We start from the raw sequence: 26,758 nt of genomic DNA, 5'->3' as shown, positions 1-26,758 counted from the left end.
CCCCCCCCCCCCCCCCCCCCCCCCCCCCCCCCCCCCCCCCCCCCCCCCCCCCCCCCCCCCCCCCCCCCCCCCCCCCCCCCCCCCCCCCGCTCCCGGCCGTCGGCGGCCGCGGGTGCGTCGGGGTGCTCTCCGTCTCCGCGGGGTGGCTTGGCTCAGTGGGGTGTTTTGCTTGTTGCTCTGATCAGCCAGAGGGTGGCTGCCAGGCAGGCGGCCGAGACCGTGGCCAGGAGGATGGGGATGGTTCTCACGCCGGACCACTCGATGGCCTTGCCCAGTGCTGGGCCCGCTGTGACGCCGCCCAGCATGGACGCGGCGATCACCAGGGCGCCGGCGCGGCGGGCGTGGGGGGCCGTCCGGTTGAGCCAGGGCAGGCCGGTGGGGAAGATCGGGGCGATGAAGAGGCCTACGCCGGCGTAGGCGTAGGGGGCCAGGTTCGGTACGGCGGCCAGGAGGAGGCAGGCGGTCATGCCGGCGCAGGAGACGGTGATGATGGCCTGCGGGGAGAAGCGGAGGGCGATCGGGGCGACCAGGAAGCGGCCGACGGTCATCATCAGCCAGTAGACGCTGGTGGCGGTGGCGGCCGTGCCCGCGGCGTAACCGACGGTCTCCAGGTGGGTGGGTTCCCAGCCGCCTACGCCTGCCTCGATGCCCACGTGCAGGACGTAGAGGGTGACGAAGACCGCGAGGACGGTGGTGAGGCTGCGGTGGACGGGGGTGGGGCGGGCGTCGTGGGGTGGGGGGTTGGGGGTGTGGTCGCGTACACCTCTCAGGCAGAGGAGGAGGGGGAGGTTGGCGAGGGCGAAGGCCAGGAAGAGGGTGGGGTAGTGCTCGGCGCCGACCGCGCCGATCAGGGCCGGGCCGAGGATCGCGCCGATGCCGAAGTGGGCGTTGAGGATGTTGAGCATCGCGGTGGAACGATGGCCGAAGCCGATGGAGAAGAGCTGGTTGAGGCCGTAGTCGATGCCGCCGAAGCCGAGGCCCGCGAGGAGGGCCGCGGCGAGGGCGAGAGGCCAGTTCGGCGCGAGCGCGAAGCCTGCGGCGCCGGCTGCCATCAGGAGGAACGAGGTGGCGAGGATCCGTCGGTTGCTCGTACGGCCGTAGTGGCGGTCGAAGAGGAGGACGCCGGCTACTCCGCCCACGAAATGGGCGCTCAGGCCGAGGCCTGCTGCGGAGGGTGAGAGGCCGAACTCCTGGCGCAGGGCCGGGATCGCCGGGCCGTAGAGGGCCTGGAGTGCGCCGATGAGTACGAAGCCGGCGCAGGAGGCGGCCACGGCGGGGGTGGTGAAGACGGGGGTGGTGTCGGGTGGGGTCGCCGCGGGGGCGCGCTGTGCCGTGGGGTGGTCGCTCACGCGAACTCCAGAAGCGGACGGCCCACTGCGGTGTGGGGTGGTGTGATGATCCGAAGAATATGGATGTTACCGGTAACATTTAGGCCGTCAAGATATTCGGCGGACTTGCCGTTCAGGGCGGTCGCAGAGCGGGGCGGGGCGGGGCGGGAGCGTCGCCAGGACGCGAGGGAGCAATTTCGGTCGGGCTCGGGGACTTTGGGCTCGGCATGCGATCGTCGGTCGTGCTGGGGCGTTGTCAGTGGTGGCTGCCAGCATGGGGGCATGGCTTCTGGACGCCGTCGCGGGCGAGTTCGGGGTGCGGCTGCCTCGGTTCGCGCTGACCCGGGGGCCTGCGTACACGCTCACCACCCTGTCGTGGTCGCGGCCCCCCGAGCCCGGCGAGGCGATCGATCCTCGTCATGCGCCGGACGCGGCCTGGGGCCGAGTAGCGGGCGAAAGCATGCGGGGGTGTGTCGGCTCGGGCACGGGTTGGTTGCGACAAGGGCTTTTCGGCGCAAGGGGGTTGGGCGGCGGGGCAGCATGCGGCGCATGGGGAGAGACCGGTACGTCGACTTTCTGCGGGCCTGGGCGATTCTGCTCGTGGTGCTCGGGCACTGGGTGATCACCGGGCTGGTCCGGCATCCGGACGGTGCGATCGGCGCGCCGGAGTTGCTGGCGGCGGTGCCCTGGACGCAGTGGCTGACCCTGGGCTTTCAGATCATGCCGTTGTTCTTCCTGGCGGGCGGGTATGCGGCCGGCGGGTCCTGGTCTCGGGCGCGGGCCGGTGGGGCGTCCGTCGCGGGGTGGGTGGGGCAGCGGGCCGTACGGCTGATGTTGCCCACGGCCGTGTACAGCGGGCTCGTGCTGCTCGCCGTCGGGGTGTGCGTCGGCCTCGGCGTGGATCCCGGCACCCTCGCGCTGGTGGGGTGGGCGTTGGCCATGCAGTTCTGGTTCCTGCCGGTGTATCTGCTGCTCAGCGCCCTGACGCCACTGATGTACGCCCTTCACGAGCGGTGGGGCGTTCGGGTGCCGGTGGGGACGGGGGTCGTTGCGCTCGGGGTCAGTGTGCTTGTCGCGGCCGCCGGGTCGTCGTCCCGTACGGGAGGCGTGGAGGCAGTGGGTGCGCTCAACTACCTGCTGGTGTGGGGGGTGGTGTATCAGCTTGGGTTCTGCTGGCGGGACGGGGTGTGGGGCGGCGGGACGCGGACGCCTGCGCGGAAGCGGACGCGGACTGTGGCGGTCGCCATGGCGGTGGGGGGTGGGGCAGGGTTCGCCGCGCTGGTCGGGCCTGGGCCGTTTCCCGTCAGTCTGATCCTGGTGACCGGGCAGGAGCTGAGCAACACCGATCCGCCGTCGGCCGCCATGCTGGCGTGGGCCGTGGCTCAGGTCGGGGTCGCTCTGGCGGTTGCGCCCGTGGCGCGGCGGGTGTTGGAGCGGGCTCGGGTGGCGCGGGCGGTGCGGGTGGTGGGGGCCGGCAGCATGGCCCTCTACCTGTGGCACATGGTGCCCGTGCTGATCGTCGCCGCCGCCTTCTATCTGACCGGCCTCGCTCCCCAACCCGGTTACGGGTCGGTCGGCTGGTGGGCGCTGCGGGTGCCGTGGGTGGCGGTGCTGGGCGTCGTGCTGGTGGGGGTGCTGCGGGCTTTGCGGCCGTTGGAGCGGGGGGTGGCTGCCGTGGGCGTCCGGGTGCTGCCCGACGCGGGGCTTCGGGGGGCGGCTGCCTGGCGGATGTGGGGCGGGCTCGGCGTGAGCGTCTGGTCGCTGACCTATTTCGCCGGGCACGGGTTCGCTTTTGGCGGGGAGTTTCCCGTCTGGGCAGCCGTGGGGCTGGGGGTGGGCACGGGCTTGGTGCTCGTGGGGCCGTCCCGACGGGGCGGTGAAGGCGACGGATCCGACGGCGGGGGTCCGGCGGGCGCAGGAGTTGGTGGAACGGGCGCGGGTTTGCGAAAGGCTGCCTGACGCCTGCGATCAGTCGTGAACCGGGGAGCCGGGGAGACGGGGAGGGGGTGGTTTGGGTGGTCAGGCTGTGCGTTTGGGGGACGTTGTCTTTTTCGTCGGGCTCTTTGTCGCTGGGGTCTTCTTCGCCGTTGTCTTGTGGGCCGTGGTCTTCTTCGCTGCGGCCTTCTTGGCCGTGCTCTTCGACGCCGTCGTCTTCTTCGCTGTCGACTTCCTCGGTGCCGCCGTCGTCTTCTTCGCCGTCGACGTCGACTTCTTGCCGCCCGTCTGCTTGGGAGCCGTGCGGGTCGACTTACGTTGCGGTAGGCGTCTGACCTCCGCCTCTCCCTCTTCTCCCGCCTCTTCTCCGGCCTCTTCCGCTTCTTCCGGCTCCGCCGTGCGGTGCGCTTCCTCGCCGCGCGATTCCTTCGCCGCTCTGACGCTCTTCTCCAGGGCGGCCATCAGGTCCAGCACCTTGCCGCTGGACGGCGCGGCCGGCGCCTCGCGGGGGGTCTCGCCGGCCGCCTTCGCCGCCACGACCTCCTCCACCGCCTCGCGGTACTCGTCGTGCAGGTCCTCCAGGTCGACCTCGCCGAGGGTGTCCATGAGAGCGTCCGCGAGATCCAGTTCCTTGTCGCGGACGGTGACGGAGGTGTCCGGGGCGACGCCCTCCGGCGCGCGGACCTCGTCCGGCCAGAGCAGACCGTGCATGGCGATCGCGTCGCCGACCACGCGGAGCATCCCGAGGCGCTCGCGGCCGCGCAGGGCGTACTTCGCGATCGCCACCTTGTTGCTGCGTTTCAGGGCCTCCCTGAGCAGCGCGTACGGCTTCGCGGCGGGCGCGCCGCCCGCCTGGAGGTAGTACGCGGCGTCCATCTGGAGGGGGTCGATCCGGTCGGCCGGGACGAAGGCCACGATCTCGATCGTCTTCGCGGTGGGGATCGGCAGGTGGGCCAGGTCGTCGTCGGTGATCGGGATGATCGTGCCGTCCGCGTCCTCGTACCCCTTGCCGATCTCCGTCGAGCTCACCTCACGCTCGTCCAGCTCGCAGACCTTCCGGTAGCGGATACGGCCGCCGTCCTCCAGATGGATCTGGCGGAAGGAGATCGAGTGGCTCTCGGTGGCGTTCACCAGCTTGATCGGGATGCTGACCAGGCCGAAGGAGATGGCGCCGTTCCATATGGATCTCACGTGCAGCATCCTCCCGGGAGAGCGTTATGTGCCGTTTTCGTGTGATTCTCATGGTATGACGCCGATCACTGAGGTGGAGGGACGGCGGCTCGCGCTCAGCAATCTGGAGAAGGTGCTGTATCCGGCGACCGGCTTCACCAAGGGTGAGGTGCTGCACTACTACGCGACCGTCGCCGACGTCCTGCTCCCCCATCTGCGCGACCGGCCGCTGTCCTTCCTGCGCTACCCCGACGGGCCCGACGGGCAGGTCTTCTTCGCCAAGAACGTGCCGCCGGGCACGCCCGAGTGGGTCACGACCGCCGAGGTGCCGCGGTCGGAGGGTCCGGCTCGGATGGTCGTCGTGCAGGATCTGGCGAGTCTGGTGTGGGCGGCGAACCTCGTCACCGAGTTCCATACGCCTCAGTGGGTGATTCAGGAACCCGCGGTCGCCGACCGGCTCGTCTTCGACCTCGACCCGGGGGCCCCCGCGACCGTCGTCGAGTGCTGCGAGGTCGCGGTGTGGCTGCGGGAGCGGTTGGCGGCGGACGGGATCGAGGCGTACGCGAAGACGTCCGGGGCGAAGGGGCTGCATCTGCTGGCAGCGGTGCGGGGGGCGTCGTCCGAACAGGTCTCGGAGTATGCGAAACGGCTGGCGGTGGAGGCGGAGCGGGGGATGCCGCGGCTGGTGCTGCATCGGATGACGCGGAGTCTGCGGCCGGGGAAGGTGTTCGTGGACTGGAGTCAGAACGCGGCGCGCAAGACGACGGCTGCGCCGTACACGTTGCGGGCTCGGGCCGCGCCGACCGTTTCGGCACCGGTGACGTGGGAGGAGGTGGAGGGGTGTGGGGCTGTGGAGACGCTCACGTTTCTCGCCTCGGATGTTGCTCCGCGGGTGCAGGATTACGGGGATCTGCTGGCGCCGCTGCTCGACGGGGGGCGGGCGGGGGTGGTGCCGGTGCCGTGAAGGGGGTCGGGTCTTTCGCCCTCGCCGCCCCCTCCGCCTCTGCCCTCCCCCATCCATCCCTGGGGGCTGCCGCCCCCAGACCCCCGCTTCGGCCCCGAACGGGTCTTGTCCTCAAGCGCCGGACAGGCTGAAAGAGCGAGCCGGAGGGCGTCATACCCTCGACCATGTTCCCCTGTCCCTCGCCATTGCGTGGAGGGCCTCCACGTCTGCCGGTTTGAGGATTCCGCCCAGGCGGGACAGGTCGGTCAGAGCCGTGTCGGTCAGGATGCGGACCTCGCGTGGGGGGAGCGGGACCGCGACGTCCGCGGGGGCGACGAGGACCAGGATCGGGCGGACCTCGGCCGTCAGGGCGTAGGAGGCGCGGTCGGCGTCTGCGCGCAGGCGGCGGAGCAGGGGTTCCGGGGTCCGGCGGCCCAGGGTGACCATGGGGTCGGCGACGCGGACCCGCTGTTTGCGGGCGTACAGGGTGTGGATAGCGAACAGGCCGGCGGGGCCGATCGCCAGGTGGTGGACGCGGTCTCCGCCGGGCAGCGGGACGGAGTGCAGGGTGCGCCAGCCCGCGCCGTCGAGGCGGTCCAGGGCCTCGCCCACGGTCTGCTCGGCCGCCAGTGCGTGGCGGCGCGGGTCGGTGCGGAGGCGGTGGGCGGGGCCCGGGTCGCGGTCCAGGGCGATGAGGAGGGCCTCGCCGGGACGGTTGGGGGCCAGGTCGTCGTCGGGATGGAGGGCCAGGCGGGCCAGTTCCGCTGGGGTCGGCACCGGGGGTGGGCCGACCGTGACAGGGCCCGTGATGAAGGGGCTCAGGGCCTCCAGGACGTCCTCTCTGCGGGCGTCGCCGAGCAGGTTGACGCGGCCCGCGTCACGGTCGTACCAGGCGATGTTCCTGCCGTCCGTGAGACAGACGTAGAGCCGCTCCTGGCCATGTCGCCAGGTCGGTATGACGCGCAGTCCGTTCATGCACCATCACCCCACCGACCATGGGAACAGTAGGGGTGCTCCGGGGGCAAGAAGGCGGTTACCTTCGAAGGGAGCTGGGCAGGCACTGGGCAGCGCGTTTGGGGAGGCGCCGTTGCGGACCCGCAGGAAGCAACCCGACGTACCGGTTCCGGACCGTCCGTGGAGTGAGATCGTGCCCGGCCTGTGGATGGGCGGGCACGAGTTCCGGGCGTCCGGTGGGGAACTGGAGCTCGCCGTGGTGCGCGGCGAGTTCGATCTCGTCCAGACGTTGACGCGGGCCCGGCAGGGGCACGGTCCCGATCCCGGTGTGCGGCACCATGTGTGGCCGATTCCGGACGGGCCGCTGGACGGCACCCAGCTCGCCGGGGTGATCCGGCTGGCGCAGGCCGCGGGGGACGCCATGGACGAGGGGCGTACGGTCCTCGTCCGCTGTTACAGCGGCTACAACCGGTCCGGGCTGGTCGTGGCCCACACGCTGGTGCACCGGGGGCACTCGACCGAGGACGCGATCCGGCTGATACGGTCACGGCGCTCGCCGTGGGCCCTGCACAACGAGTTGTTCGTGGAGTATCTGCGGGCGGGGCTGCCGACGGCCAGACTGCTGGAGGAGCTGGCCGAGTAATCGTTTCACCTGCTGCTTCTCCTGCTGGTTCACCTGCTGGTTCACCTGCTGGTTCACCTGCTGCTTCTCCTGCGGGTTCACCTGCGGGTTCGCTTGTCGCTTCACCGGCCGTGCCACCTGTCGCTTCACCGGGTCGGCATCTCCGGCCCCACCGGTACGCAAAACAGACTTCCCCATGAATAAGGTGTACGGGGCCTGACATCGTGTAGCCCAAGAGGAGTCACAGGAGTCCCGTGCCCCGCAGTCGCCCCGTCCGTCGCTCCCGTTCCGCGGGTTCTTCCGGTTCCCTGCGCCCCGGCCGTGCCAACCGCGCCGGCCGTCCCGTGTTCGTCGGTCTCGCCGTCGTTCTGCTGGCGTCGGTCGCCGTGGGCTGCGGTGACGCCGGTGAGCTGAAGGGTGCGGGGGCCACGCCGACCGCGATCAGCCCGGACAAGCTCTGGCCGGATCTGACGCCCGCCGCGAGCCCGGCCTTCGACATCGGCGAGGTCGACACCGAGGTGGTCAAGGGCATCACGGTGCCCGGAGGCGACATCCACAAGGTGGATCCGGTCGCGGTCGTCCGCAGGGAGATCGCCGCGCACCCGGGCGACTACAGCGCGGGGGCGTACGACGAGACCGCCCGCCTGATGGCCGACTGCGGCAAGAGCGGCGCGCAGGGGCGCAGGTGTCCCGTCCTCAAGGCGTACTACCGCGATCTCACCGGCGACGGCCGTGACGACATGACGCTGGGCTTCCGACAGCTGCCCGGCAACCTGACGGCCGTCCGCGTCTACACCGTCCGCAAGGACCGGCTCGTGCAGATCATGGGCTACGAGGACGCCGTGAGCGCGGTCGAGCTGGCCGGGCGGTCCGTGATCATCCGCGCCCCTTCGGAGGTCGCCGGCTACGAGTACCGCCTGCAGTGGACCTGGGACCAGCAGCAGCAGGCGATGCTGCTCACCAACGACGAGATGCTGCGCACCGGCGAAGCGGACCACAAGCGCTCCCCGCACGCCCCGCACTCCTCACGGCTCCCGGTCTCCCCTTCCCCCTCCCCCTCCGCTTCGGCCTCCCCCTCGGCCGCCTCCGCGAGTGGCCGATGAGGCTCGCGCTGCCCTCGTGGGCCGGCACACTCGCCGTGAAGGCCGCCGTCTTCATCACGGTGATGTGCTGCGCGCTGGCCGCCCTGCTCGGCGTCCTGGTGCATGTGTCGGTGACGAACCAGACCGTCGGCCAGGCCCGCGATCTCGCGCTGTCCCGGCTGAAGGACGCGACGACGGCGTTCGAGGCCGGGGACTCCCTCGGGCGGGGAGCGAGCCTCGATCCGCCGGGACTGCCCACCTCGCTGCGGACGCTCGCGGTGGCCGGGGAGCGCGGCACCATGGTCGCCGAATACCGGGGGCGCCCCACGATGTGGGCGGCGGGACCCGCCGACGACGAGCGGGCCCTCGCGGTCGCCGTCGACTACTCACAGAGCGCCCACACCATCGAGGCGCTCGACACCGCGATCCTGTGGTCGTCGGTGCTGGCGATCGGGGCGACGCTGCTGGTCGGCGCCGTCGCGGTGACCCGGGTGACCCGGCGGCTGCACACCACCGCGCAGGTGGCCCGGCGGATCACCGCCGGCGACCTGGACGCCCGCGTGGACGACCCCCGCGCGAAGGACCCGGGCCGGCCGCAGGACGAGGTGGGCGCCGTCGCCGTCGCACTGGACTCCATGGCGGCCTCGCTGCAGGGCAAGCTGCTGAGCGAGCAGCGGTTCACCGCCGACGTGGCGCACGAGCTGCGCACCCCGCTGACCGGGCTGCACGCGGCGGCCGAACTGCTGCCGCCGGGGCGGCCGACGGAGCTGGTGCGCGACCGGGTGGCGGCGCTGCGCACACTGACCGAGGACCTGCTGGAGATCTCCCGGCTGGACACCGGGCGGGAGCAGCTGGAGTTGGACGCCGAGGAACTGGGCGCGCTGGCGATGCGGGTGGTGCGGACGGCGGAGGCTTCCGACACCTTCGGAGGTTCGGCCGGCCTCGGGATGTCGGGGACCGGCGCCGAGGCCACGGTCACGGTCGTCATCGTCCGGGACGTGCGCGTGGAGACCGACCGACGACGCCTTGAGCGAGTGCTGGGAAACCTGCTGGCCAACGCGCACCGGCATGGGCGGCCCCCGGTCACGCTGACGGTGGACGGGCCGGTGGTCACCGTCCGGGACCACGGGGACGGCTATCCGGAGTACCTCGTCACGCATGGGCCACAGCGGTTCCGCACCGAGGGCGGGGCGAAGGGGCACGGGCTCGGGCTGACGATCGCGGTCGGCCAGGCAGAGGTGATGGGCGCCCGGCTGACGTTCGCCAACGCGCCGGACGGCGGCGCCGTGGCCACGCTGACGCTCCCTCAGACGCCTCCTGCCGGGGCCTGCCTCTCCGATGGCGCAGTGTGACGGGCGACGTACGCGAACCGCTCCTAATGTGGCGATAAGTCAGCTTCACCCTCTTCGCTTCACCCTCTTCATGGAGGTATCGCCATGTCCCTGCGCTCCGCTTGCACCCGTCTCGCCATAGTCACCGCAGCAGGCGCACTCGCCGCCACCGCGACCATCACCCCCGCCCTCGCCGGCGGCGGGGACGACGACTGGGGCGACAACAGCAGCAGCACCAGCGGCAAGGACTTCAACGGCTCGGGGGACGACCCACAGGACTGGCAGAACCAGGGAGGCGGGGGCGGCCAGGACGACGGAGACGGGGACAGCCACCAGGGCGGCGGCCACCAGAATGGCGGAGACGAGGACAACAACGAGGGCGGCGGCCACCAGGACGGCGGCCAGAACAACAACCAGAACAACGGTGGGAACGGGCACTGGCAGTCGGGCGGTGGTGGCGACGGCGGCGACTGGCAGTCCGGGAACCACGACAACGACAACGACAACGACTTCCGCCGTTTCCGCGGGCGGGTCACCGCGGACGAGTTGCTCCTGCGGAGCAAGCCGACCCGCGCCAGCGAGGTGATCCGGGTCGCCCACCGCGGGGAGATCGTCTCGATCTTCTGCAAGACGTCCGGCCAGGAGGTCCAGGGCGACCGCCTGTGGTACCTGCTCACGGACGGCACCTGGGCCTGGGGCGCGGCGCGCCACATCAAGACCATCGGGACGCCACCGCGCTGGTGCTGACACAGCGCCGACACAGCGCCGACGCTGCGCCGGCACGGCGGCGACACGGCGGCGACACGGCGACACGGCGGCGACTCGACGTCGCCACGACGGCGACTCGAAAGCATCCACGGCTCACAAGGAGCCCCATTTGGGTAAGTTCCGGACATGACGAAAGCCGGAGTCGGAGCGGCGGCCACCCTGGCGGCGGCCGACGCACCCGCCCCCTCGGTCGGCCTCCCCCGGCGCCGTGGCGTCGAGCTCGCCCTCATCGTCCTGGCCGTCCTGCTCTCCGTGTACGGCTACTGCGCCGTCGGCCTCGCGAAGAGCGGCACCGTCCCGCCCGGCGCCGCCGGTTACGGCGCCGGGCTCGGCGTGCTCGCGCTGCTGGCGCATCTCGCGGTGCGGTGGCGGGCGCCCTGCGCCGACCCGCTCCTGCTGCCCATCGGCGTGCTGCTCAACGGGATCGGCCTGGTGCTGATCTACCGGCTCGACCTGGAGACGCCGGGCGACCGGGCGGCGCCCACACAACTGGTCTGGTCCACGCTGGGCGTGGCCCTGTTCATCGTGGTCGTGGTCGCGCTGCGCGATCACCGGGTGCTCCAGCGGTACGCGTACGTGTGCGTGGTCGGCGCGCTCGCCCTTCTCGCCCTTCCGATCCTGTTCCCGGCCGTGAACGGCGCCCGCATCTGGATCCGGATCGCCGGGTTCTCCATCCAGCCCGGCGAGTTCGCGAAGGTGCTGCTGGCGGTGTTCTTCGCCGCGTACCTGGCGGCCAACCGCACGGCCCTGGCGTACGCGGGACGGACGATCTGGCGTTTCCGGCGGCTGCAACTGCCCACCGGGCGCGTCCTCGGACCGATCGTCGCGATCTGGCTGCTGAGTGTCGGCGTGCTGGTCCTGGAGCGGGACCTCGGCACGTCCCTGCTGTTCTTCGGGCTGTTCGTGGTCATGCTCTACGTCGCCACCGGCCGCACCGGCTGGATCGCCGTCGGGCTGCTGCTCGCCTCGCTCGGCGCGGTCGCCGTCGGCCGGCTGGAGCCGCACGTGCACAGCAGGGTCGAGGACTGGCTGCACCCGTTCGCGTCGATCGAGGCCGGTCAGGGCCCCAACCAGCTTGCGCAGTCGCTGTTCTCGTTCGCGGCCGGCGGGGTGCTCGGCACCGGGCTCGGGCTCGGCCACTCCATCCTCATCGGGTTCGCCGCGAAGTCGGACTTCATCCTGGCGACGGCCGGTGAGGAACTGGGCCTGGCGGGGCTGACGGCGCTCTTCCTCCTCTACGGCCTGCTGGTGGAGCGCGGCTACCGGGCGGGCCTGTCCCTGCGCGACCCGTTCGGCCGGCTGCTGGCGACCGGCCTCGCCTCGATCGTGGCGCTCCAGGTGTTCGTGATCGCGGGCGGGGTGACCGGGCTGATCCCACTGACCGGTATGGCGATACCGTTCCTGGCGCAGGGCGGCTCGTCGGTCGTCACCAACTGGGCGATCGTGGCGCTGCTGATCCGGGTGAGCGACTCGGCGCGACGGCCGTACGCGCACCAGTTCGAGGAGTCGGTTCGTGAAGCCGTCGCCGTACCGGCCGACAAGAGCCCTCGGAGGTCCGGGTGACCCGGCACATCCGGCGCGCCGCCGTCTTCTGCACCCTGCTGCTGGTGGCGCTGCTGGTGAACGCGGCACGCGTCCAGGTCGTCCGGTCCGGTGTCTACGACGACAACCCGGCCAACCGGCGCGGGTCCATCGCCCGTTACGCCCAGCCGCGCGGCGACATCCTGGTCGGCGGGACCCCGGTCACCGGCTCGCGGGACACCGGGGAGCAGCTGCGCTACGAGCGCACGTACCAGGACGGGCCGCTGTACGCGCCGGTGACCGGCTTCGCCTCACAGGTGTACGGGACGACGTTCCTGGAGCACACCGGGGACGACGTCCTGTCCGGGTCGGATCCGCTGCTCTCGCCGTTCCCGCTGTGGAACGACGTCACGCGCGGCCGGCCCCCCGGCGGCAACGTGGTGACGACGCTGAACCGCCGCGCCCAGTGGGCCGCCTACGAGGGGCTGGACGGCCGCAAGGGCGCGGTGGCGGCGGTGGAGCCGGCGACGGGGCGGGTGCTGGCGCTGGTGTCGAGTCCGTCGTACGACCCGGGCGTGCTGTCCGGGAACGACGCCGGGGCGCAGCGGGCCTGGGCGCGGCTCAACGGCGACCCGGACCGACCGATGCTGAACCGGGCGGTGCGGCAGACGTATCCGCCGGGGTCGACCTTCAAGGTGGTCACCGCGGCGGCGGCGCTGGACGCGGGCGTGATCACGGATCTCGACGCGGCGACCGACTCCCCCGACCCCTATCGGCTGCCCGGGACGACGACGGTCCTGACGAACGAGGGCGACGGCTGTGAGGACGCTCCGCTGAGGGACGCCTTCGAGTGGTCGTGCAACACGGTCTTCGCGAAGCTCGGCGTGGACACCGGGCTGGCCCGGATGACCCGGACGGCGCAGGCGTTCGGCTTCAACGACGTGGATGTGCGGATCCCGTTCTCGGTCGCGCCGAGCACCTTCGACACCTCGCTCGACAGGGCGCAGCTGGCGCTGTCCTCGATCGGCCAGTACAACACGCGGGCGACCCCGCTGCAGATGGCGATGGTGGCGGCGGCGGTGTCCGACGGGGGGCAGGGGCACACGCCGTATCTGGTGGAGCGGACGACGCGCAAGGGCGGGGCGACGGTGGCAACGGCCGGTTCGCGCCCGTCCCGTCAGGTGATGTTGCCTTCGACGGCGCGACGGCTGCGGGAGTTGATGGAGGACGTGGTGCGGGAGGGCACCGGCACGAACGCCGCGATCCCCGGCGCGGTCGTCGGCGGCAAGACCGGCACCGCCCAGCACGGCATCGGCAACGCCGGTATTCCATATGCCTGGTTCGTGTCGTGGGCGCAGGGCGAGCGGGACATGGAGCCGAAGGTCGCGGTCGCGGTGGTGGTGGAGGACGGGTCGGCGCGCCGCGGAGACATCACCGGGGGCGGGATGGCGGCGCCGATCGCGCGGGCGGTGATGGAGGCGGTGCTCAACTCGTGAGAGGGGCCTCATCCAGCCCGTACTCGCGTGCGGCGCTCATGATTGCTCCCGTACGGCGGAGGCTGCCTGGCACTGCCGGCGTATCCAGCGGGATATGCCGATTCGCCCCCTCTGTCGAGTGATCACGGACAGTGCCATTGACGCGCAGGGGATTGACGAGCTTGCTGACAAGCAGTCTCATAAGGGCATGACGAGCCTCACCGATGCCGATGCGCTGGACGGGCTGCGGGACGCGCTGGGCCTGCTCAAGGGGCGGGAGCAGGTGGCCGAGCGGCTGCTCGCGTCCTCCGCCAAGCACTCCTTCGACCCGGACAAGGAGCTGGACTGGGACGCCCCCTTCGAGGAGGGCAAGTGGTTCTGGCCGCCGGAGCTCGTCTCGCTGTACGACACGCCGATGTGGCGGCGGATGAGCGAGGAGCAGCGGATCCTGCTGTCGCAGCACGAGGCCGCCGCGCTCGCCTCGCTCGGCATCTGGTTCGAGATCATCCTCATGCAGCTGCTCGTCCGGCACATCTACGACAAGTCGGCGACGAGCGCGCACGTCCGGTACGCGCTGACCGAGATCGAGGACGAGTGCCGGCACTCGAAGATGTTCGCCCGGCTGATCTCGGCCGGTGGCACCCCCTGGTACCCGGTGAGCCGCGCCCACCAGAACCTGGGGCGACTGTTCAAGACGATCTCCACCACCCCCGGCTCCTTCACCGCGACCCTGCTCGGCGAGGAGGTCCTGGACTGGATGCAGCGGCTGACCTTCCCCGACGAGCGGGTCCAGCCGCTGATCAGGGGCGTCACCCGGATCCACGTCGTGGAGGAGGCCCGGCACGTGCGGTACGCCCGCGAGGAGCTGCGCCGGCAGATGATGACCGCGCCGAGGTGGTCGCAGGAGTTCACCAGGGTCACGTCGGGCGAGTTCGCCCGGGTGTTCTCCGTCGCCTTCGTGAACCCCGAGGTCTATACGAACGTCGGCCTGGACAGGCGTGAGGCGATGGCACAGGTGCAGGCCAGCGGGCACCGCAGGGAGATCATGCAGACGGGAGCGAAGCGGCTGACGGACTTCCTGGACGACATCGGCGTGCTCCGGGGGGTCGGGCGGCGGCTGTGGAGGTCCTCGGGGCTGCTGGCGTGACCGGAGCGTGACGGGCGGCGGGCACGGGGCCGGGTTGGGCGATTACGCTGCACGTCATGACCCCCGCCGCCCCCGCCTACCGGCGCCTCAGCGTCGAGGAGCGCCGTAGTCAGCTGCTCGACGCCGCACTCTCGCTCTTCGCGCACCGCGTCCCCGAGGACGTCTCGCTGGACGACGTGGCGGAGGCCGCCGGGGTGTCCCGGCCGCTCGTCTACCGGTACTTCCCGGGCGGCAAGCAGCAGCTCTACGAGGCCGCCCTGCGCTCCGCCGCCGAGGAACTGAACCACTGCTTCGACGAGCCCCGCCAGGGCCCTCTCCTCCCCCGTCTGGCCCGCGCCCTCGACCGCTACCTCACCTTCGTCGCCCGCCACGACGCCGGCTTCAGCGCCCTGCTCCAGGGCGGCAGCGTCGTCGAGACCTCCCGGACGACGGCCATCGTGGACGGCGTACGACGGGCCGCCGCCGAGCACCTCTACAGCCACCTGGGGGTCGCCGATCCCGGGCCGCGGCTCCGGATGACCGTACGGATGTGGATCACCGCGGTGGAGGCGGCCTCCCTCATCTGGCTCGACGAGGACAAGCAGCCGCCCGCCGACGAGCTGCGGGACTGGCTGGTGGACCAGTTCGTCGCCGTCCTCACGGTGACCGCGGCGCGGGACGCGCAGACCGCCGAGCTGATCCGGGGTGCGCTGGCCGCGGAGACCTGATCGACACTGGTGTCGTGAAGAGCGAAGACACCCCCTTCGAGGGCGGGCCCATGGACGGCCGGGTCCTGCCCGTGCTGCTGGGCCCGACCGGGCAGCCGCCGAAGACGTACCGCATCCCCGTCCCCGACGCGGCCGGCGGCCCGCCGACCGTCCTGGTCTACCGGCGCGTGCCCCGCGGCCACAGCAAGAAGCTCGGACTGCCCCGGGGCTGGAAGTACGAGTTCGATCCCGAGGGGAAGAAGAGCGGCCGACCACGGTGGCCCTGGTCCAAGCCCGACGCCACGCCGGACGGCCGACGGGACGACGCCGACGAGTGACCCCGTTGCGCCGAACCGCGCACGCTCGGCGCGCGGGCCGCGCGCGCACGCCTGATGCTCACCCTGCGGGATGGAGGGGCCACCCCGCAGCGGAGGTGATGACGTGTCAGGAAGACTGCTGCGTCTGGCCTGTACGGTCTCGACGGCGGCGCTCGCCGCACAGGCCGTCCTGGCCCCCGGACTCGCCGCGGCCGTAACGGAGCCGACGGAGCCGGGCGAACGGACGGCGACCGCGTCGCCGACCCCGAAGCCGGACGAACCGCCGGCCGCCGAGGCGGAGACGCCGGAAACCGATGAGCGCACCGCGGCCGAGCTGCTGGTGGAGCTTCAGCGGCTGTATCGGGAGGTCGAGCGGGCCACCGAGGCCTTCAACGCCACCGACGAGCAGCTCGGACGGCGGCGGGCCGAGACCCGGCGGCTGGACGCCGATCTGGCCAAGGCCCGGCTCTCCCTGCACGACAGCCGGGGCGCGGCCGGACGGCTGGCCCGCCAGCAGTACCAGGGCAGTACCGGTATCTCCCCCTACGTACGGCTGTTGCTCGCCCGCGATCCGCAACACGCCCTCGACCAAGGGCATGTGATCGGTCGGCTGGCGCGCGAGCGGGCGAAGACGGTGGGGCGGCTGGAGAGCGGCGAACGCAAGGCCGACGGGCTGGCGCGCAGGGCCCGCGCCGCCCTCGACGACCAACTCACCCTCGCCGAGCGCGCGAAGAAGGAGCGGGACGACGTCCGCCGACGCCTCGACGACGTCGAGGAACTCCTCGCCTCCCTCACGGCCGAGCAGCTCACCGCCCTCGCCGAGCTGGAGAAGAAGAGCATCGCCCAGGCCCAGAAGAAGCTCATGACATCCGGCGCCCTCGGTACACCCGGCGCGCTCGGTACACCCGGCGCGCTCGGTGCATCCGGTACACCCGGCGCGCTCGATGCATCCGGGGCACTCGGCGCATTCGGTACGCCCGGTGCGGCGGGTGCCGCCGGGGTGCTCGGTGCGGCCGATGTCCTTGGTGTGCTTGGTGTGGAGCGGAGGCCGTCGGCGGAGGGGGCGCAGGCCTTGCGGTATGCCGTGGGGCAGATCGGCAAGCCGTATGAATGGGGTGCCGAGGGCCCGAAGTCGTACGACTGCTCGGGGCTGACGTCCGAGGCCTGGGGGCACGCCGGGACGCCGATCCCCCGCACCAGCGAGGAGCAGTGGGCGCGGCTGACGAGGATCCCGCTGACGCAGCTGCGCCCCGGCGACCTGGTGATCTACTTCCCCGGGGCCACCCACGTGGCGATGTACCTGGGCGGGGGCAAGGTGATCCAGGCGCCGAGGACGGGCGAGAAGGTCAAGGTGACCCCGATCGCGGCCCAGCCGGTGCTCGGGGCCGTGCGGCCGGACCCGGAGGGGAAGCCGCTGGGCCGCTACGAGCCGCCACGGATTCGTCAGGCTCCGGCGACCGATGTCAGGTAGGCGGCCGTCTTGTCGGGCTCGTAGAAGAAGTTCTCGAAGTCGGCCGGGTCGTTGAAGGCGTTGGCGAAACGATCAGCCACGGGCGGCAGCTGCCCGGCCGCGCCCAGCAGGTTGACGATGTGCTCCGGCGGCGGCGCCAGCATCGCGTTGGTCCACTTGGTGACGTGCTGAGCCGTCTCCCAGTACCGGTCGAAGGTGGCCTGCATCCACTCCTCGTCGAACTCCTTCTCCCCCTGCTCGAGGATCGACGCGAGATACGCGGCGGCGCACTTGGACGCCGAGTTGGAGCCCTGCCCGGTGATCGGGTCGTTCGCGACGACGACGTCGGCGACGCCGAGCACCAGGCCGCCGCCGGGCAGCCGGCCGACGGGGTTGCGCACGGTGGGCGCGTAGCGGCCGGACAGCGTGCCGCCGGCGTCGGTCAGTTCGGCCTTGGTGGCCCGCGCGTACTCCCAGGGCGTGAACTTCTCCATGAGCTCCAGGGTCAGGGAGAGGTGTTCCGCCGGGTCCTTGACGCCGTTGAAGACGTCCAGCGGGCCGCCGGGTACGCCCTCCCAGAAGAGGATGTCGGCGCGACCGGAGGTGGTGAGCGTCGGCATGACGAAGAGTTCGCCGACGCCGGGCACGAGATTGCAGCGGACCGCCTCCAGGTCCGGGTGCTCCGGGCGCGGGCCCAGGCCGTGGACGTAGGAGACGGCGAGGGCGCGCTGCGGCTCGCCGTACGGGGAGCGCTGCGGGTCGCGGCCGAACATCTGGACGAGCTCGCCCTTGCCGGCCGAGACCAGGACGAGGTCGTAGGCGCGGGAGAAGTAGTCGAGGTCGGAGACCGCCGCGCCGTGGATGACGAGCCGGCCGCCGCGCTGGGCGAACGTCTCCATCCAGCCCGCCATCTTCACCCGCTGGTCGACGGACTGCGCGTACCCGTCGAGGCGGCCCACCCAGTCGATCGCGCGCTGCGTCGGGCCCGGGTCGTGCGAGCCGGGGGCCGCGACCGAGACGCCGAGGCCGCCGATCTTCGGGGCCTGCTGCTCCCAGAAGTTCAGCTGGAGGTCGCGCTCGTGCTGCAGGGCGGTGTGGAACATGCACTGTGTCGACATGACCCGGCCGGAGCGGATCTCGTCCGCGGTCCGGTTCGACATCAGGGTGACCTCGTACCCGTGCGACTGGAGGCCGAGGGCGAGCTGGAGACCGGACTGGCCGGCTCCGACGACGAGTATCTTCCGCATGCGGGGAACTCTCCTTGAGGGGCCTTACTCGGGGGTTTCGTCGAGCGCGTGGCCCACCAGGGCCAGCAGAGTCTCGATCACCGAGATCCGGCGCCGCGCATCCATGATCATGACAGGTATGTGCGCGGGGATCGTCAGCGCCTCCCGCACGTCCTCCGGCTCGAACAGCTCGCTGCCGTCGAAGTGGTTGACGGCGACGACGTACGGCAGTCCGCAGCTCTCGAAGTAGTCCAGCGCGGGGAAGGAGTCCTTCAGGCGGCGGGTGTCGGCCAGGACGACGGCGCCGATCGCGCCGCGCACCAGGTCGTCCCACATGAACCAGAACCGCTGCTGGCCCGGCGTGCCGAACAGGTAGAGCACCAGGTCGTCGTCGAGCGTGAGACGGCCGTAGTCCATGGCGACCGTGGTGGTGGTCTTCTCCGGGGTACCGGTGAGGTCGTCGGTCTCCTCGCTGGCCTCGGTCATCAGCGCCTCCGTCTGGAGGGGCTCGATCTCCGAGACGGTGCCGACGAGGGTGGTCTTGCCGACGCCGAAGCCGCCCGCCACCACGATCTTGGTGGCTATGGGGGCCCGGGTGCGGTCCGTCTGCCAGGGCTGCAACGTGTCGTCGGGCTCGGGCTCGACGAACGGGGAGACGCCACGAGCGGCGTCAGAGACGACGGAGTCCACTCAGCACCCTTTCCAGCAGAGCGCGGTCGGGACGGCCCGTACCGTGAGCGGTACCGGTGCCGTACACACGGATCTTTCCCTGGTCCGCGAGGTCGCTGAGGAGCACCCGGACCACGCCGAGCGGCATCTTCAGCAGCGCGGCGATCTCCGCCACCGTGCGCATACGGCGGCACAGTTCGACGATGGCCCGCAGTTCCGGCATGACCGTGGACTTGAGCAAACCATTCGTCAGTTCCTTGCGCTCTTCGGGCGCTTCGAGGGCGGCCACGAAGGTCTCCACCAGCAGGACGTGGCCGAAGCGGGTGCGGCCGCCGGTGAGCGAGTAGGGGCGCACGCGGGCCGGCTTGCGGTCGCCGCCCCGGACGGGGAGCTGCTGCCTGGCGGCGCTCATCGGACGATCCCCGTCGTCGTGGACTCCAGGGACTGCCGTAGCTCGCTGCGGAGTTCCGGGGTCAGCACATGGCCGGCGCGGCCCACGAAGAGCGCCATGTGGTACGCCACCACGCTCATGTCGCAGTCCGCGGAGCCGTGCACGCCGAGGAGCGAGCCGTCGCTGATCGACATGACGAAGAGGCTGCCCTCGTCCATCGCCACCATGGTGTGCTTGACCCCGCCGAAGGCGATGAGCTTGGCGGCGCCGACGGTGAGGCTGCCGATGCCGGAGACGATGGTGGCGAGGTCGGCGGATGAGCCTCGTGGGCCGGACGGTTTGATCTCGCGGGACTGGCGTGCCTCGTCGTTGCGGCCTGGGTCCGAGGAGAGCAGGAGCAGGCCGTCGGAGGAGACGACGGCGACGGACTGGATGCCTGGTACTTCCTCCACGAGGTTGGTCAACAGCCAGTGCAGGTTACGGGCTTCACTGCTCAGTCCGAAGGTACTGGGCGCGGTCAACTGCTTGCCTCCTCGACTGTGCCCCCCGTGTCTTCTTCGGCGTGTGCGTGTGCTTCTTGAGCTCTTTGCGGTGCGTGGGGCGCCGGAACCTTGTTCTGGCCCGTGCGGTCGGCGATTTCCGCTTCTACGTCGCGGTAGCCGGCCTCCGCACCCCTGCGGAAGCCGCCCAGACGGCGGCGGAGGGCGTCCGCGTCGACGGAGCCGGTCCGCTGGCGCGGGGTGTGTGCGGGTGTCGTGATCTTGGGGGTGCGCTTGGGGAGGCCCTTGTCGGTGAGGGCGTCCTCCGGCGCGCGCGCGTGTTCCGCCTCGGCTTCCACAACGGCCGATTCGTTCCCATACGCACCGGCCGTACTGCTTTCGGCGTCGGCTGCGGGCGGCCTTTGTGAGGCGTTCTCGCCGTCGACGACCGCGGGTTCGGCCGCGGGTTCGGCGGCCCCTGGTTCGGGGGCTCCGGGTTCGGGGGCTCCGGGTTCGGGGGCTCCGGGTTCGGGGGTGGCAGTGGTCTGCTCCCCCGCCGTCGCGTCCGGTGGGGACGGCAGGAGCAGTTCCATCGTCGTCTCGGCCGGGGTTTCGACCGGGGTCTGCGACCTGCGTACCGCCTGTTCCGCCAGCGCGACCAGGGGATCCTGCTGCTTCGAACGGCCCGGCAGGACATTGGAGTTGGCCTCCGCGTCCGCGCCGGGCAAGGTGAACCCCTGGGCGGTTGCGGCGGCCGGGGTCGTCGACGGGATCGCGGCGGTGGGGGCGGTGGCGAGGAGCGGGGCCGGCAGGACGACGACCGCCGCCACCCCGCCCTGCTTCTGCTCGCGCAACCGCACCCGCACCCCGTGCCGGTGGGCGAGCCGGGCCACCACGTACAGGCCGAGGCCGAGGCCGTCCTCGCCCTCCTGGTCGTACGGCGTCTCCGGGTCGAACTCGGCGAGGCGGGCGTTGAGCCGCTCCAGGCGGTCCGCCGTGATCCCGATGCCCTCGTCCTGGACGGAGAGCATGACCTCGCCGTTCTCCAGGAGCCAGCCGGAGACCTCGACGGGCAGGTCGGGCGGGGAGAACGAGGTGGCGTTCTCCATGAGTTCGGCCAGCAGGTGGGAGAGGTCGTCGGCGGCGAAGCCCGCCACGTGGGCGTGCGGGGGCAGCGCCGAGATACGGACCCGCTCGTAGCGCTCGATCTCGCTGACCGCCGCGCGGACCACGTCCACCAGCGGGATCGCGCCCGCGTGCTGCTGGACGTGTTCCGTGCCGGCCAGGACCAGCAGGTTCTCGCTGTGGCGGCGCATGACCGTGGCGAAGTGGTCGAGCTTGAAGAGGGTAGCCAGCCGGTCCGGGTCCTGTTCGCGCTCCTCCAGGCCCTCGATGACGGCGAGTTGGCGCTCCACGAGGCCGAGGGTGCGCAGGGCGAGGTTGACGAAGGTGCCGCTGATGCTGTCGCGCAGGCCGTCCAGCTTGGCCGCGGAGTCGGCGAGTTCGGCGCGCAGTTCCTCACGGGCGTCGGCCATCCGCTGGCGCTGGCCGACGAGGTGCTTGCGGTCGGACTCCAGGGTGGTGACGCGCTCGTGGACGGCCACGGCGTGCTCGTGCAGCGCGTTGACGGAACGGACGACCTGGGCGAACTCGTCGTTGCGGCCGGTGAACCGGACCGGTTCCTCGGCCGCCGGGTTCTCGGCCTCGGCCAGCCGCGCCGATCCCCGGCGCAGCACGGACAGCGGGCGGGTGAGGCTGCGGGCCAGGCCCGTGGCGACGACGATCGCCAGCAGCATCAGGGCCCCGAGGAGGGTGACGCGCAGTTCCAGGTCGGTGACGTCGTCGTCCCGGAGCTGGGCGAGGTCCTCGGTGCGGTGGTTGTACAGGGAGGACTCGACGCCGCGCATCAGGTCGACGCGGGCGGAGAGCGCGGCGTCCAGCTTCTTGACGCCGGTGTCGAGTTCGTTGCCGCTCAGCGTCGGCTGGTCGGTGAGGGAGGCGAGGTAGGCCTCGGCCGTGTCGACGTCGCCGCCGGTGACGGTGGAGTCGTAGGAGGACACCGCCTCCGGGGGCGCGCCCTCCCGGAAGTCGGCGAGGGCCGCGTCGCAGCGCAGCCGGGCCTGCTGCGCCGCGGCGGTGAGGGCGTCGCGCTGCTTGGTGTCGGCTGCGGTGGAGACCTTCTCGGTGGTCGTCCGGCCGGTGACGGGGTCGTAGTAGGTCTCGGTGGTCGTCGGCACGTTGAGCGCCGCGAGCAGCAGTCCCCGGGCCGCGGAGGCCTGCTGGACGGCCGTGTCGAGCTCGGCGAGGGCGTACGCGCCGGAGCCGGCGCGCGGCGGCATCTGCTCGGCCAGCCGGTCGACGAGGACGTGGAGCGCGGCGACGGCCTCGGAGTACGCCTGGTGCGCCTGGAGCGCCGTGCTCTTGCCGGTGAGGGCCGACTGCCGTACGGAGGGGACGGCGGCGAGGGCCTTGCGCAGCGCTTCGGAGACGTCCGTCTCGGTGGTCAGTTCGCGCGTCTGCCGGTCCACGCGGGCGCTGCCCTGCGTGGAGGGCGCCTTGGACTTGGCGCGGCCGGCCGCGACGTAGGCGGTGACCTCGTCGCGTTCGTCCGCGAGGGACTGGGCGAGGGCGAGGGCGTCCTGGGTCTGTTCGGCGAGGGTGACCAGGTCCTGGGAGTCCTTCAGCTGCCCGGAGACGGCGAGGATCGAGGGGGCGCCGGCCCCGGCGACGGCGGCGGCCACCACGGCCACCGCGACGATCAGCCGGTTGCGCACGTGGGTGGGGCGGCCCTTGCCGACAGGGGTGCGCTCCGCGCCCCCCTCGGAGGCCGTCTGCCTGCCTGTACGCCGAGGCCGCGTCTTCTGCACCGGTGCTCGCATTCCTGACTCGTGCTCCATGGGCCGGATGTGTCGCTCCGCCAACTGGTGCGTACGTCCGGTACGGTTCCCGACCCTCCCAGTGCCGGTGGGCAGGGGTCGCGCATCGGTTGCCCCGCCACCCGAAGGAGTGAACATCGGAGGGGAGTTGGCGGGCAAGTTCCTCTGGCGTGTGCAGCGGCCTTGCCCGGCAGGTCGGTTGGACGTGGGCGGCGGGCTTTGACAGTATTCGCCGCCACGCCTTCCCGGAGTGCTTCATTCCTACCCAAAGCAGGCGTCTGACCTGCGGCGGTACGGCTGTTCGGCGCGCGATGCCAGCCTTTTGCGAAGGCTGTGAAGGGGTCGTGCAGACTGGCCGAATGCGTACGGAACTTGTGTCGGAGGCCGGCGATCGGGCCCGCCCCAACGAGGACTTCGCGGGTATCGGACTTTCCGCCTCCGGACAGGGCGGTTCGCTCGTCCTCCTGGACGGAGTGACGCCGCCGCGGGGCGGCGCGGGCTGTCTGCATTCGGTCCCCTGGTTCACCGCGCGATTGGGCGGCGCGCTGACCGAACTGACCGTTTCACTCCCGGATGTTCCGCTGGCCGAGGCGCTCGCCCTCGCCATCGCGCGTACCGCTGGGGCCCATTCCGAAACCTGTGACCTTTCTCACCCACGTACCCCACAGGCCACAGTGGCCCTGGCGCGCTGGTCGCCGGAGACGGTCGAGTGCCTGGTCCTGTGCGACGCGACGCTGCTGCTGGCGTCCCCGGGCGGCACGGTGACCGCCGTCCAGGACGACCGGCTGGCGCGGCTGCCGCGCGCGCTGCTGGGCAGCGCCGAGATCGTCGACGGCACGCTGCGCAACAAGGAGGGCGGGTTCTTCACGGCCGCGGCCGATCCCGCGGTGGCCGCCCGCGCGGTGACCGTGACCGTGCCGCGCGCCGAGGTGCGCGCCCTGGCCGCGCTGTCGGACGGGGCCACCCGCTGGACGGAGCTCTTCCGCGAGGGCGACTGGCCGGCCCTGTTCGCCCTCCTCGGCAAGGAGGGGGCGGGGGCGCTGGTGGAACGGGTCCGGGAGCTGGAGCGGGCGGACGACGGCGCCGGGCGGGCCTTCCTGGGCGGGGCGAAGACGCACGACGACGCGACGGTGGTGCGCGTGGAGCTGTGAGGTGGAGCCGTGAGGTGGTTACGGCCGCCGGTTCACTTCTCCATGCCCCGGTTCAGCTGGTGCAGCAGGCGGGCCAGCTCGCCGACCTCTCTGCGGTCCCAGTCGGAGAAGTGGCTGACGTACCGCTCGCGGCGGGCGTCGCGGACCCGCCGGACCCGGGTGCGGCCCTCCTCGGTGAGGTCGACCAGCCAGGCGCGGCCGTCCGCGGGGTCGGGTTCGCGGGCGATCAGGCCGAGCTCCTCCAGGGCGCGCAGCTGGCGGGACATGGTGGCCTTGCCGACGCCGATGTAGGCGGCGAGTTCCGTGGCGCGCTGGCGGCCGCACTCCTCCAGCCGGACGAGGAGGCCGTAGGCGGCGGACTCCAGGTCCGGGTGGACCTCGCGGGCCATCTCGCCCTGGTTGGCGCGGGCGCGGCGCAGCAGCACCGTGAGCTCCCGCTCCAGGGACAGGAACTCGCGGTCGTCCCGCTCCACGCCGCGCGACGACGCGTCGCCGCCCGTCTCCCCGCGGTCCTCGCGGTCCTCGTGGTCCTCGTGGTCCTCGTGCACGTCAGCACCCCTGATGTTCGCCGGTCGCTGCCTTCGGTGCAGCTCTTAAGTATTTCGCAGGCACACGCCCGGGGCGGTTCCAGGCCCGCGTCGGGCATGGCGAAGGCCCGGGTCTCCCTCACGGAACCCGGGCCTCGCCTTTCCCGCAGCGCCCTCCCCCAGTGCTCAACGCCTGGGAGGTGCCCCCATCGCCGCCACGGGAACCTCCGGCGTCGCGCCGTTCGTGGCGGGCGCGAGCGCCAGCTCCAGGACCTGGCGGACGTCCGTGACGGCGTGGACGTCGAGCTTGTCCAGTACCTCCGCGGGGACGTCGTCCAGGTCGGGCTCGTTGCGCTTGGGGATGATCACGGTGGTGACCCCGGCCCGGTGCGCGGCCAGCAGCTTCTGCTTCACGCCGCCGATGGGCAGGACGCGGCCGGTCAGGGAGACCTCGCCGGTCATCGCCACGTCGGTGCGCACGAGCCGGCCGGACAGCAGGGACGCGAGGGCCGTCGTCATGGTGACGCCGGCGCTCGGGCCGTCCTTCGGGACCGCGCCCGCCGGGAAGTGGATGTGCACGCCGCGGTCCTTCAGGTCGCCGACCGGCAGCTCCAGCTCGGCCCCGTGGCTGCGCAGGAAGCTGAGCGCGATCTGCGCCGACTCCTTCATCACGTCACCGAGCTGACCGGTCAGGGTCAGGCCCGCCGCGCCCGTCTCCGGGTCGGCCAGCGAGGCCTCGACGTACAGGACGTCGCCGCCCGCGCCGGTGACCGCGAGGCCGGTGGCGACGCCGGGCACGGCGGTCCGGCGCTCGGCCGGGTCCTGGGCGGACTCGGGCACGTGGTGCGGCCTGCCGATCAGAGCGCGCAGCTCCTCGTCGGTGACGGTGAACGGCAGCTTCCGCTCGCCCAGTTCGTGCTGGGCCGCGACCTTGCGCAGCAGTCGGGCGATGGACCGCTCCAGGGTGCGCACGCCCGCCTCGCGGGTGTACTCGCCGGCGAGCTTGCGCAGCGCGCTCTCGTCGAGCGTGACCTCGTCCTTGTCCAGGCCCGCCCGCTCCAGCTGGCGCGGGAGCAGGTGGTCGCGGGCGATGACGACCTTCTCGTCCTCGGTGTAGCCGTCGAGGCGGACCAGCTCCATGCGGTCGAGCAGGGCCTCCGGGATGGCTTCGAGCACGTTGGCGGTGGCGAGGAAGACCACGTCGGACAGGTCGAGCTCGACCTCCAGGTAGTGGTCGCGGAAGGTGTGGTTCTGCGCCGGGTCCAGGACCTCCAGCAGGGCGGCCGCCGGGTCGCCCCGGAAGTCGGAGCCGACCTTGTCGATCTCGTCGAGGAGCACCACCGGGTTCATCGACCCGGCTTCCTTGATCGCCCGCACGATCCGGCCGGGCAGCGCGCCGACGTACGTACGGCGGTGGCCGCGGATCTCGGCCTCGTCGCGGACGCCGCCGAGGGCGACGCGGACGAACTTGCGGCCCATGGCGTGCGCGACGCTCTCGCCCAAACTGGTCTTTCCGACGCCCGGCGGGCCTACGAGCGCGAGCACGGCGCCGCCGCGGCGGCCGCCGACCACGCCGAGGCCGCGCTCGCCGCGCCGCTTGCGCACCGCCAGGTATTCGGTGATCCGCTCCTTCACGTCCTGAAGGCCGGCGTGCTCGGCGTCCAGGACGGCCTGGGCGCCCGGGATGTCGTACCGGTCCTCGGTCCGCTCGTTCCACGGGAGTTCGAGGACGGTGTCCAGCCAGGTGCGGATCCATGAGCCCTCGGGCGACTGGTCGCTGGAGCGCTCGAGCTTGTCGACCTCCTTGAGGGCGGCCTCGCGGACCTTCTCGGGCAGGTCGGCGGCCTCGACGCGGGCGCGGTAGTCGTCGGACTCCTCGCCCTCCTGCTCGCCGTTGAGCTCGCGCAGTTCCTTGCGGACCGCTTCGAGCTGACGGCGCAGCAGGAACTCGCGCTGCTGCTTGTCGACGCCCTCCTGGACGTCCTTGGCGATGGTCTCTGCCACGTCCTGCTCGGCGAGGTGGTCGCGCAGTTGGGAGGTGGCGAGCTTCAGACGGGCCACCGGGTCGGCGGTCTCCAGGAGCTCCACCTTCTGTTCGGTGGTCAGGAACGGCGAGTAGCCGGAGTTGTCGGCGAGCGCGGAGACGTCGTCGATGGCCTGGACGCGGTCGACGACCTGCCAGGCGCCGCGCTTGCGCAGCCAGGCGGTGGCGAGCGCCTTGTACTCCTTGACGAGGTCGGCGACGTGGCCGGGCAGCGGGTCGGGGACGCTCTGGTCGACCCGGGTCCCCTCGACCCACAGGGCGGCGCCCGGTCCGGTGGTGCCGGCGCCGATCCGCACCCGCCCGCGGCCGCGGATCAGCGCGCCCGGGTCGCCGTCGGCCAGCCGGCCGACCTGCTCGATCGTGCCGAGCACACCCGTGCTCGCGTAGGTCCCCTCGATGCGCGGCACCAGGAGTACCTGAGGCTTGCCGGGTGTTGAACGGGCGGCGGCCTGGGCGGCCTCCACGGCGGCGCGCACGTCGGTGTCGTTGAGGTCCAGCGGAACCACCATGCCGGGGAGCACGACCTCGTCATCGAGGGGCAGCACGGGCAGGGTGAGCGGTGCGGACGTCGAAGCCATGATCTCCCCTTAGGCAGTCAAGTTGAGCTATGCCGACTCAATGCGCGGGCCGCTTCGAATGTTCCCCGGGATCCCGCCCGTTCGCTGT

Annotated in this window: 23 protein-coding genes; 13 read left to right on the top strand and 10 right to left on the bottom strand. The window is 71.9% G+C overall.

Going from position 1 to position 26,758, the window contains the following annotated elements; all coding sequences use genetic code 11:
- Positions 1-152 precede the first annotated feature (152 nt).
- Entirely contained in the window at positions 153-1,349 is a 1,197-nt protein-coding gene (locus ACIBTS_RS44085) for an MFS transporter (protein WP_399326866.1), read from the bottom strand.
- A gap of 528 nt (positions 1,350-1,877) precedes the next feature.
- Here ACIBTS_RS44085 and ACIBTS_RS44080 point away from each other — a divergent pair.
- A complete protein-coding gene (locus tag ACIBTS_RS44080; RefSeq protein ID WP_399326864.1) occupies positions 1,878-3,287 on the top strand; it encodes an acyltransferase in 1,410 nt (469 codons plus the stop codon).
- Between the two features lie 60 nt (positions 3,288-3,347).
- Here ACIBTS_RS44080 and ACIBTS_RS44075 read toward each other — a convergent pair whose 3' ends face one another.
- Entirely contained in the window at positions 3,348-4,463 is a 1,116-nt protein-coding gene (locus ACIBTS_RS44075) for a Ku protein (protein WP_399326862.1), read from the bottom strand.
- A gap of 46 nt (positions 4,464-4,509) precedes the next feature.
- On the opposite strand from ACIBTS_RS44075, the gene ligD reads away from it, so the two are divergent.
- Positions 4,510-5,397 (top strand): non-homologous end-joining DNA ligase, encoded by an 888-nt coding sequence (ligD, locus tag ACIBTS_RS44070; RefSeq protein WP_399326860.1) that lies wholly within the window; start codon positions 4,510-4,512, stop codon positions 5,395-5,397.
- 150 nt (positions 5,398-5,547) lie between these two features.
- Here the strand turns inward: ligD and ACIBTS_RS44065 are convergent, their stop codons facing one another.
- Positions 5,548-6,351, bottom strand: a complete 804-nt coding sequence (locus ACIBTS_RS44065; protein ID WP_399326857.1) for a nuclease-related domain-containing protein — start codon at positions 6,349-6,351, stop codon at positions 5,548-5,550.
- A 112-nt stretch (positions 6,352-6,463) separates the two neighbouring features.
- On the opposite strand from ACIBTS_RS44065, the gene ACIBTS_RS44060 reads away from it, so the two are divergent.
- From ACIBTS_RS44060 to ACIBTS_RS44015, 10 genes are all read left to right on the top strand, one after another.
- The gene (locus ACIBTS_RS44060; RefSeq protein WP_399326856.1) at positions 6,464-6,973 is read left to right on the top strand and encodes a dual specificity protein phosphatase family protein; all 510 of its coding nucleotides are present in this window, start codon (positions 6,464-6,466) and stop codon (positions 6,971-6,973) included.
- A gap of 287 nt (positions 6,974-7,260) precedes the next feature.
- A complete protein-coding gene (locus ACIBTS_RS44055) occupies positions 7,261-8,055 on the top strand; it encodes a hypothetical protein (protein WP_399326871.1) in 795 nt (264 codons plus the stop codon).
- Positions 8,052-9,386 (top strand): ATP-binding protein, encoded by a 1,335-nt coding sequence (locus ACIBTS_RS44050; RefSeq protein ID WP_399326855.1) that lies wholly within the window; start codon positions 8,052-8,054, stop codon positions 9,384-9,386. Before ACIBTS_RS44055 ends, ACIBTS_RS44050 begins: the two co-directional genes overlap by 4 nt.
- Positions 9,387-9,470: 84 nt before the next feature.
- Positions 9,471-10,112, top strand: a complete 642-nt coding sequence (locus tag ACIBTS_RS44045) for an SH3 domain-containing protein (RefSeq protein ID WP_399326853.1) — start codon at positions 9,471-9,473, stop codon at positions 10,110-10,112.
- 147 nt (positions 10,113-10,259) lie between these two features.
- The gene (locus ACIBTS_RS44040) at positions 10,260-11,696 is read left to right on the top strand and encodes an FtsW/RodA/SpoVE family cell cycle protein (RefSeq protein ID WP_399326851.1); all 1,437 of its coding nucleotides are present in this window, start codon (positions 10,260-10,262) and stop codon (positions 11,694-11,696) included.
- Positions 11,693-13,150: a peptidoglycan D,D-transpeptidase FtsI family protein gene (locus ACIBTS_RS44035; protein WP_399326849.1), complete on the top strand. Its 1,458-nt coding sequence runs from the start codon at positions 11,693-11,695 to the stop codon at positions 13,148-13,150. The genes ACIBTS_RS44040 and ACIBTS_RS44035 overlap by 4 nt, the downstream gene beginning before the upstream one ends.
- Before the next feature lie 187 nt (positions 13,151-13,337).
- A complete protein-coding gene (locus ACIBTS_RS44030) occupies positions 13,338-14,276 on the top strand; it encodes a diiron oxygenase (RefSeq protein ID WP_399326847.1) in 939 nt (312 codons plus the stop codon).
- A 56-nt stretch (positions 14,277-14,332) separates the two neighbouring features.
- Positions 14,333-14,983: a helix-turn-helix domain-containing protein gene (locus ACIBTS_RS44025; RefSeq protein WP_319676147.1), complete on the top strand. Its 651-nt coding sequence runs from the start codon at positions 14,333-14,335 to the stop codon at positions 14,981-14,983.
- Between the two features lie 14 nt (positions 14,984-14,997).
- A complete protein-coding gene (locus ACIBTS_RS44020) occupies positions 14,998-15,300 on the top strand; it encodes a hypothetical protein (RefSeq protein WP_319676146.1) in 303 nt (100 codons plus the stop codon).
- Positions 15,301-15,403: 103 nt separating this feature from the next.
- On the top strand, positions 15,404-16,750 hold the full coding sequence (locus tag ACIBTS_RS44015) for an NlpC/P60 family protein (protein ID WP_399326845.1): 1,347 nt from the start codon (positions 15,404-15,406) through the stop codon (positions 16,748-16,750).
- Here the strand turns inward: ACIBTS_RS44015 and ACIBTS_RS44010 are convergent.
- From ACIBTS_RS44010 to ACIBTS_RS43990, 5 genes are read right to left on the bottom strand one after another with little or no spacing between them, the layout of a single operon-like run.
- Entirely contained in the window at positions 16,723-17,976 is a 1,254-nt protein-coding gene (locus tag ACIBTS_RS44010) for a styrene monooxygenase/indole monooxygenase family protein (RefSeq protein ID WP_319676144.1), read from the bottom strand. The two genes, ACIBTS_RS44015 and ACIBTS_RS44010, sit on opposite strands and share 28 nt — an antisense overlap.
- A 24-nt stretch (positions 17,977-18,000) precedes the next feature.
- On the bottom strand, positions 18,001-18,645 hold the full coding sequence (locus ACIBTS_RS44005; RefSeq protein ID WP_399326843.1) for a GTP-binding protein: 645 nt from the start codon (positions 18,643-18,645) through the stop codon (positions 18,001-18,003).
- Positions 18,626-19,036 (bottom strand): DUF742 domain-containing protein, encoded by a 411-nt coding sequence (locus ACIBTS_RS44000; protein ID WP_319676142.1) that lies wholly within the window; start codon positions 19,034-19,036, stop codon positions 18,626-18,628. Before ACIBTS_RS44000 ends, ACIBTS_RS44005 begins: the two co-directional genes overlap by 20 nt.
- Positions 19,033-19,536, bottom strand: a complete 504-nt coding sequence (locus ACIBTS_RS43995; RefSeq protein WP_319676141.1) for a roadblock/LC7 domain-containing protein — start codon at positions 19,534-19,536, stop codon at positions 19,033-19,035. The genes ACIBTS_RS44000 and ACIBTS_RS43995 overlap by 4 nt, the downstream gene beginning before the upstream one ends.
- Entirely contained in the window at positions 19,533-22,361 is a 2,829-nt protein-coding gene (locus tag ACIBTS_RS43990) for a nitrate- and nitrite sensing domain-containing protein (protein ID WP_399326840.1), read from the bottom strand. Before ACIBTS_RS43990 ends, ACIBTS_RS43995 begins: the two co-directional genes overlap by 4 nt.
- A 368-nt stretch (positions 22,362-22,729) precedes the next feature.
- Between ACIBTS_RS43990 and ACIBTS_RS43985 the strand changes: the two genes are divergently transcribed.
- A complete protein-coding gene (locus ACIBTS_RS43985) occupies positions 22,730-23,521 on the top strand; it encodes a hypothetical protein (RefSeq protein ID WP_399326838.1) in 792 nt (263 codons plus the stop codon).
- A 32-nt stretch (positions 23,522-23,553) separates the two neighbouring features.
- Here ACIBTS_RS43985 and ACIBTS_RS43980 read toward each other — a convergent pair whose 3' ends face one another.
- Positions 23,554-23,994, bottom strand: coding sequence for a MarR family transcriptional regulator (locus ACIBTS_RS43980; RefSeq protein WP_319677105.1), 441 nt, complete (start codon positions 23,992-23,994; stop codon positions 23,554-23,556).
- Positions 23,995-24,234: 240 nt separating this feature from the next.
- Complete coding sequence (gene lon, locus ACIBTS_RS43975; protein WP_399326836.1) at positions 24,235-26,670, bottom strand: endopeptidase La; 2,436 nt, start codon at positions 26,668-26,670, stop codon at positions 24,235-24,237.
- Between the last annotated feature and the right edge of the window lie 88 nt (positions 26,671-26,758).

The sequence above is a fragment of the Streptomyces sp. NPDC050121 genome, assembly GCF_044460385.1.
Classification (GTDB): domain Bacteria; phylum Actinomycetota; class Actinomycetes; order Streptomycetales; family Streptomycetaceae; genus Streptomyces; species Streptomyces soliscabiei.
This window is presented reverse-complemented; position numbering and strand designations above follow the sequence as displayed.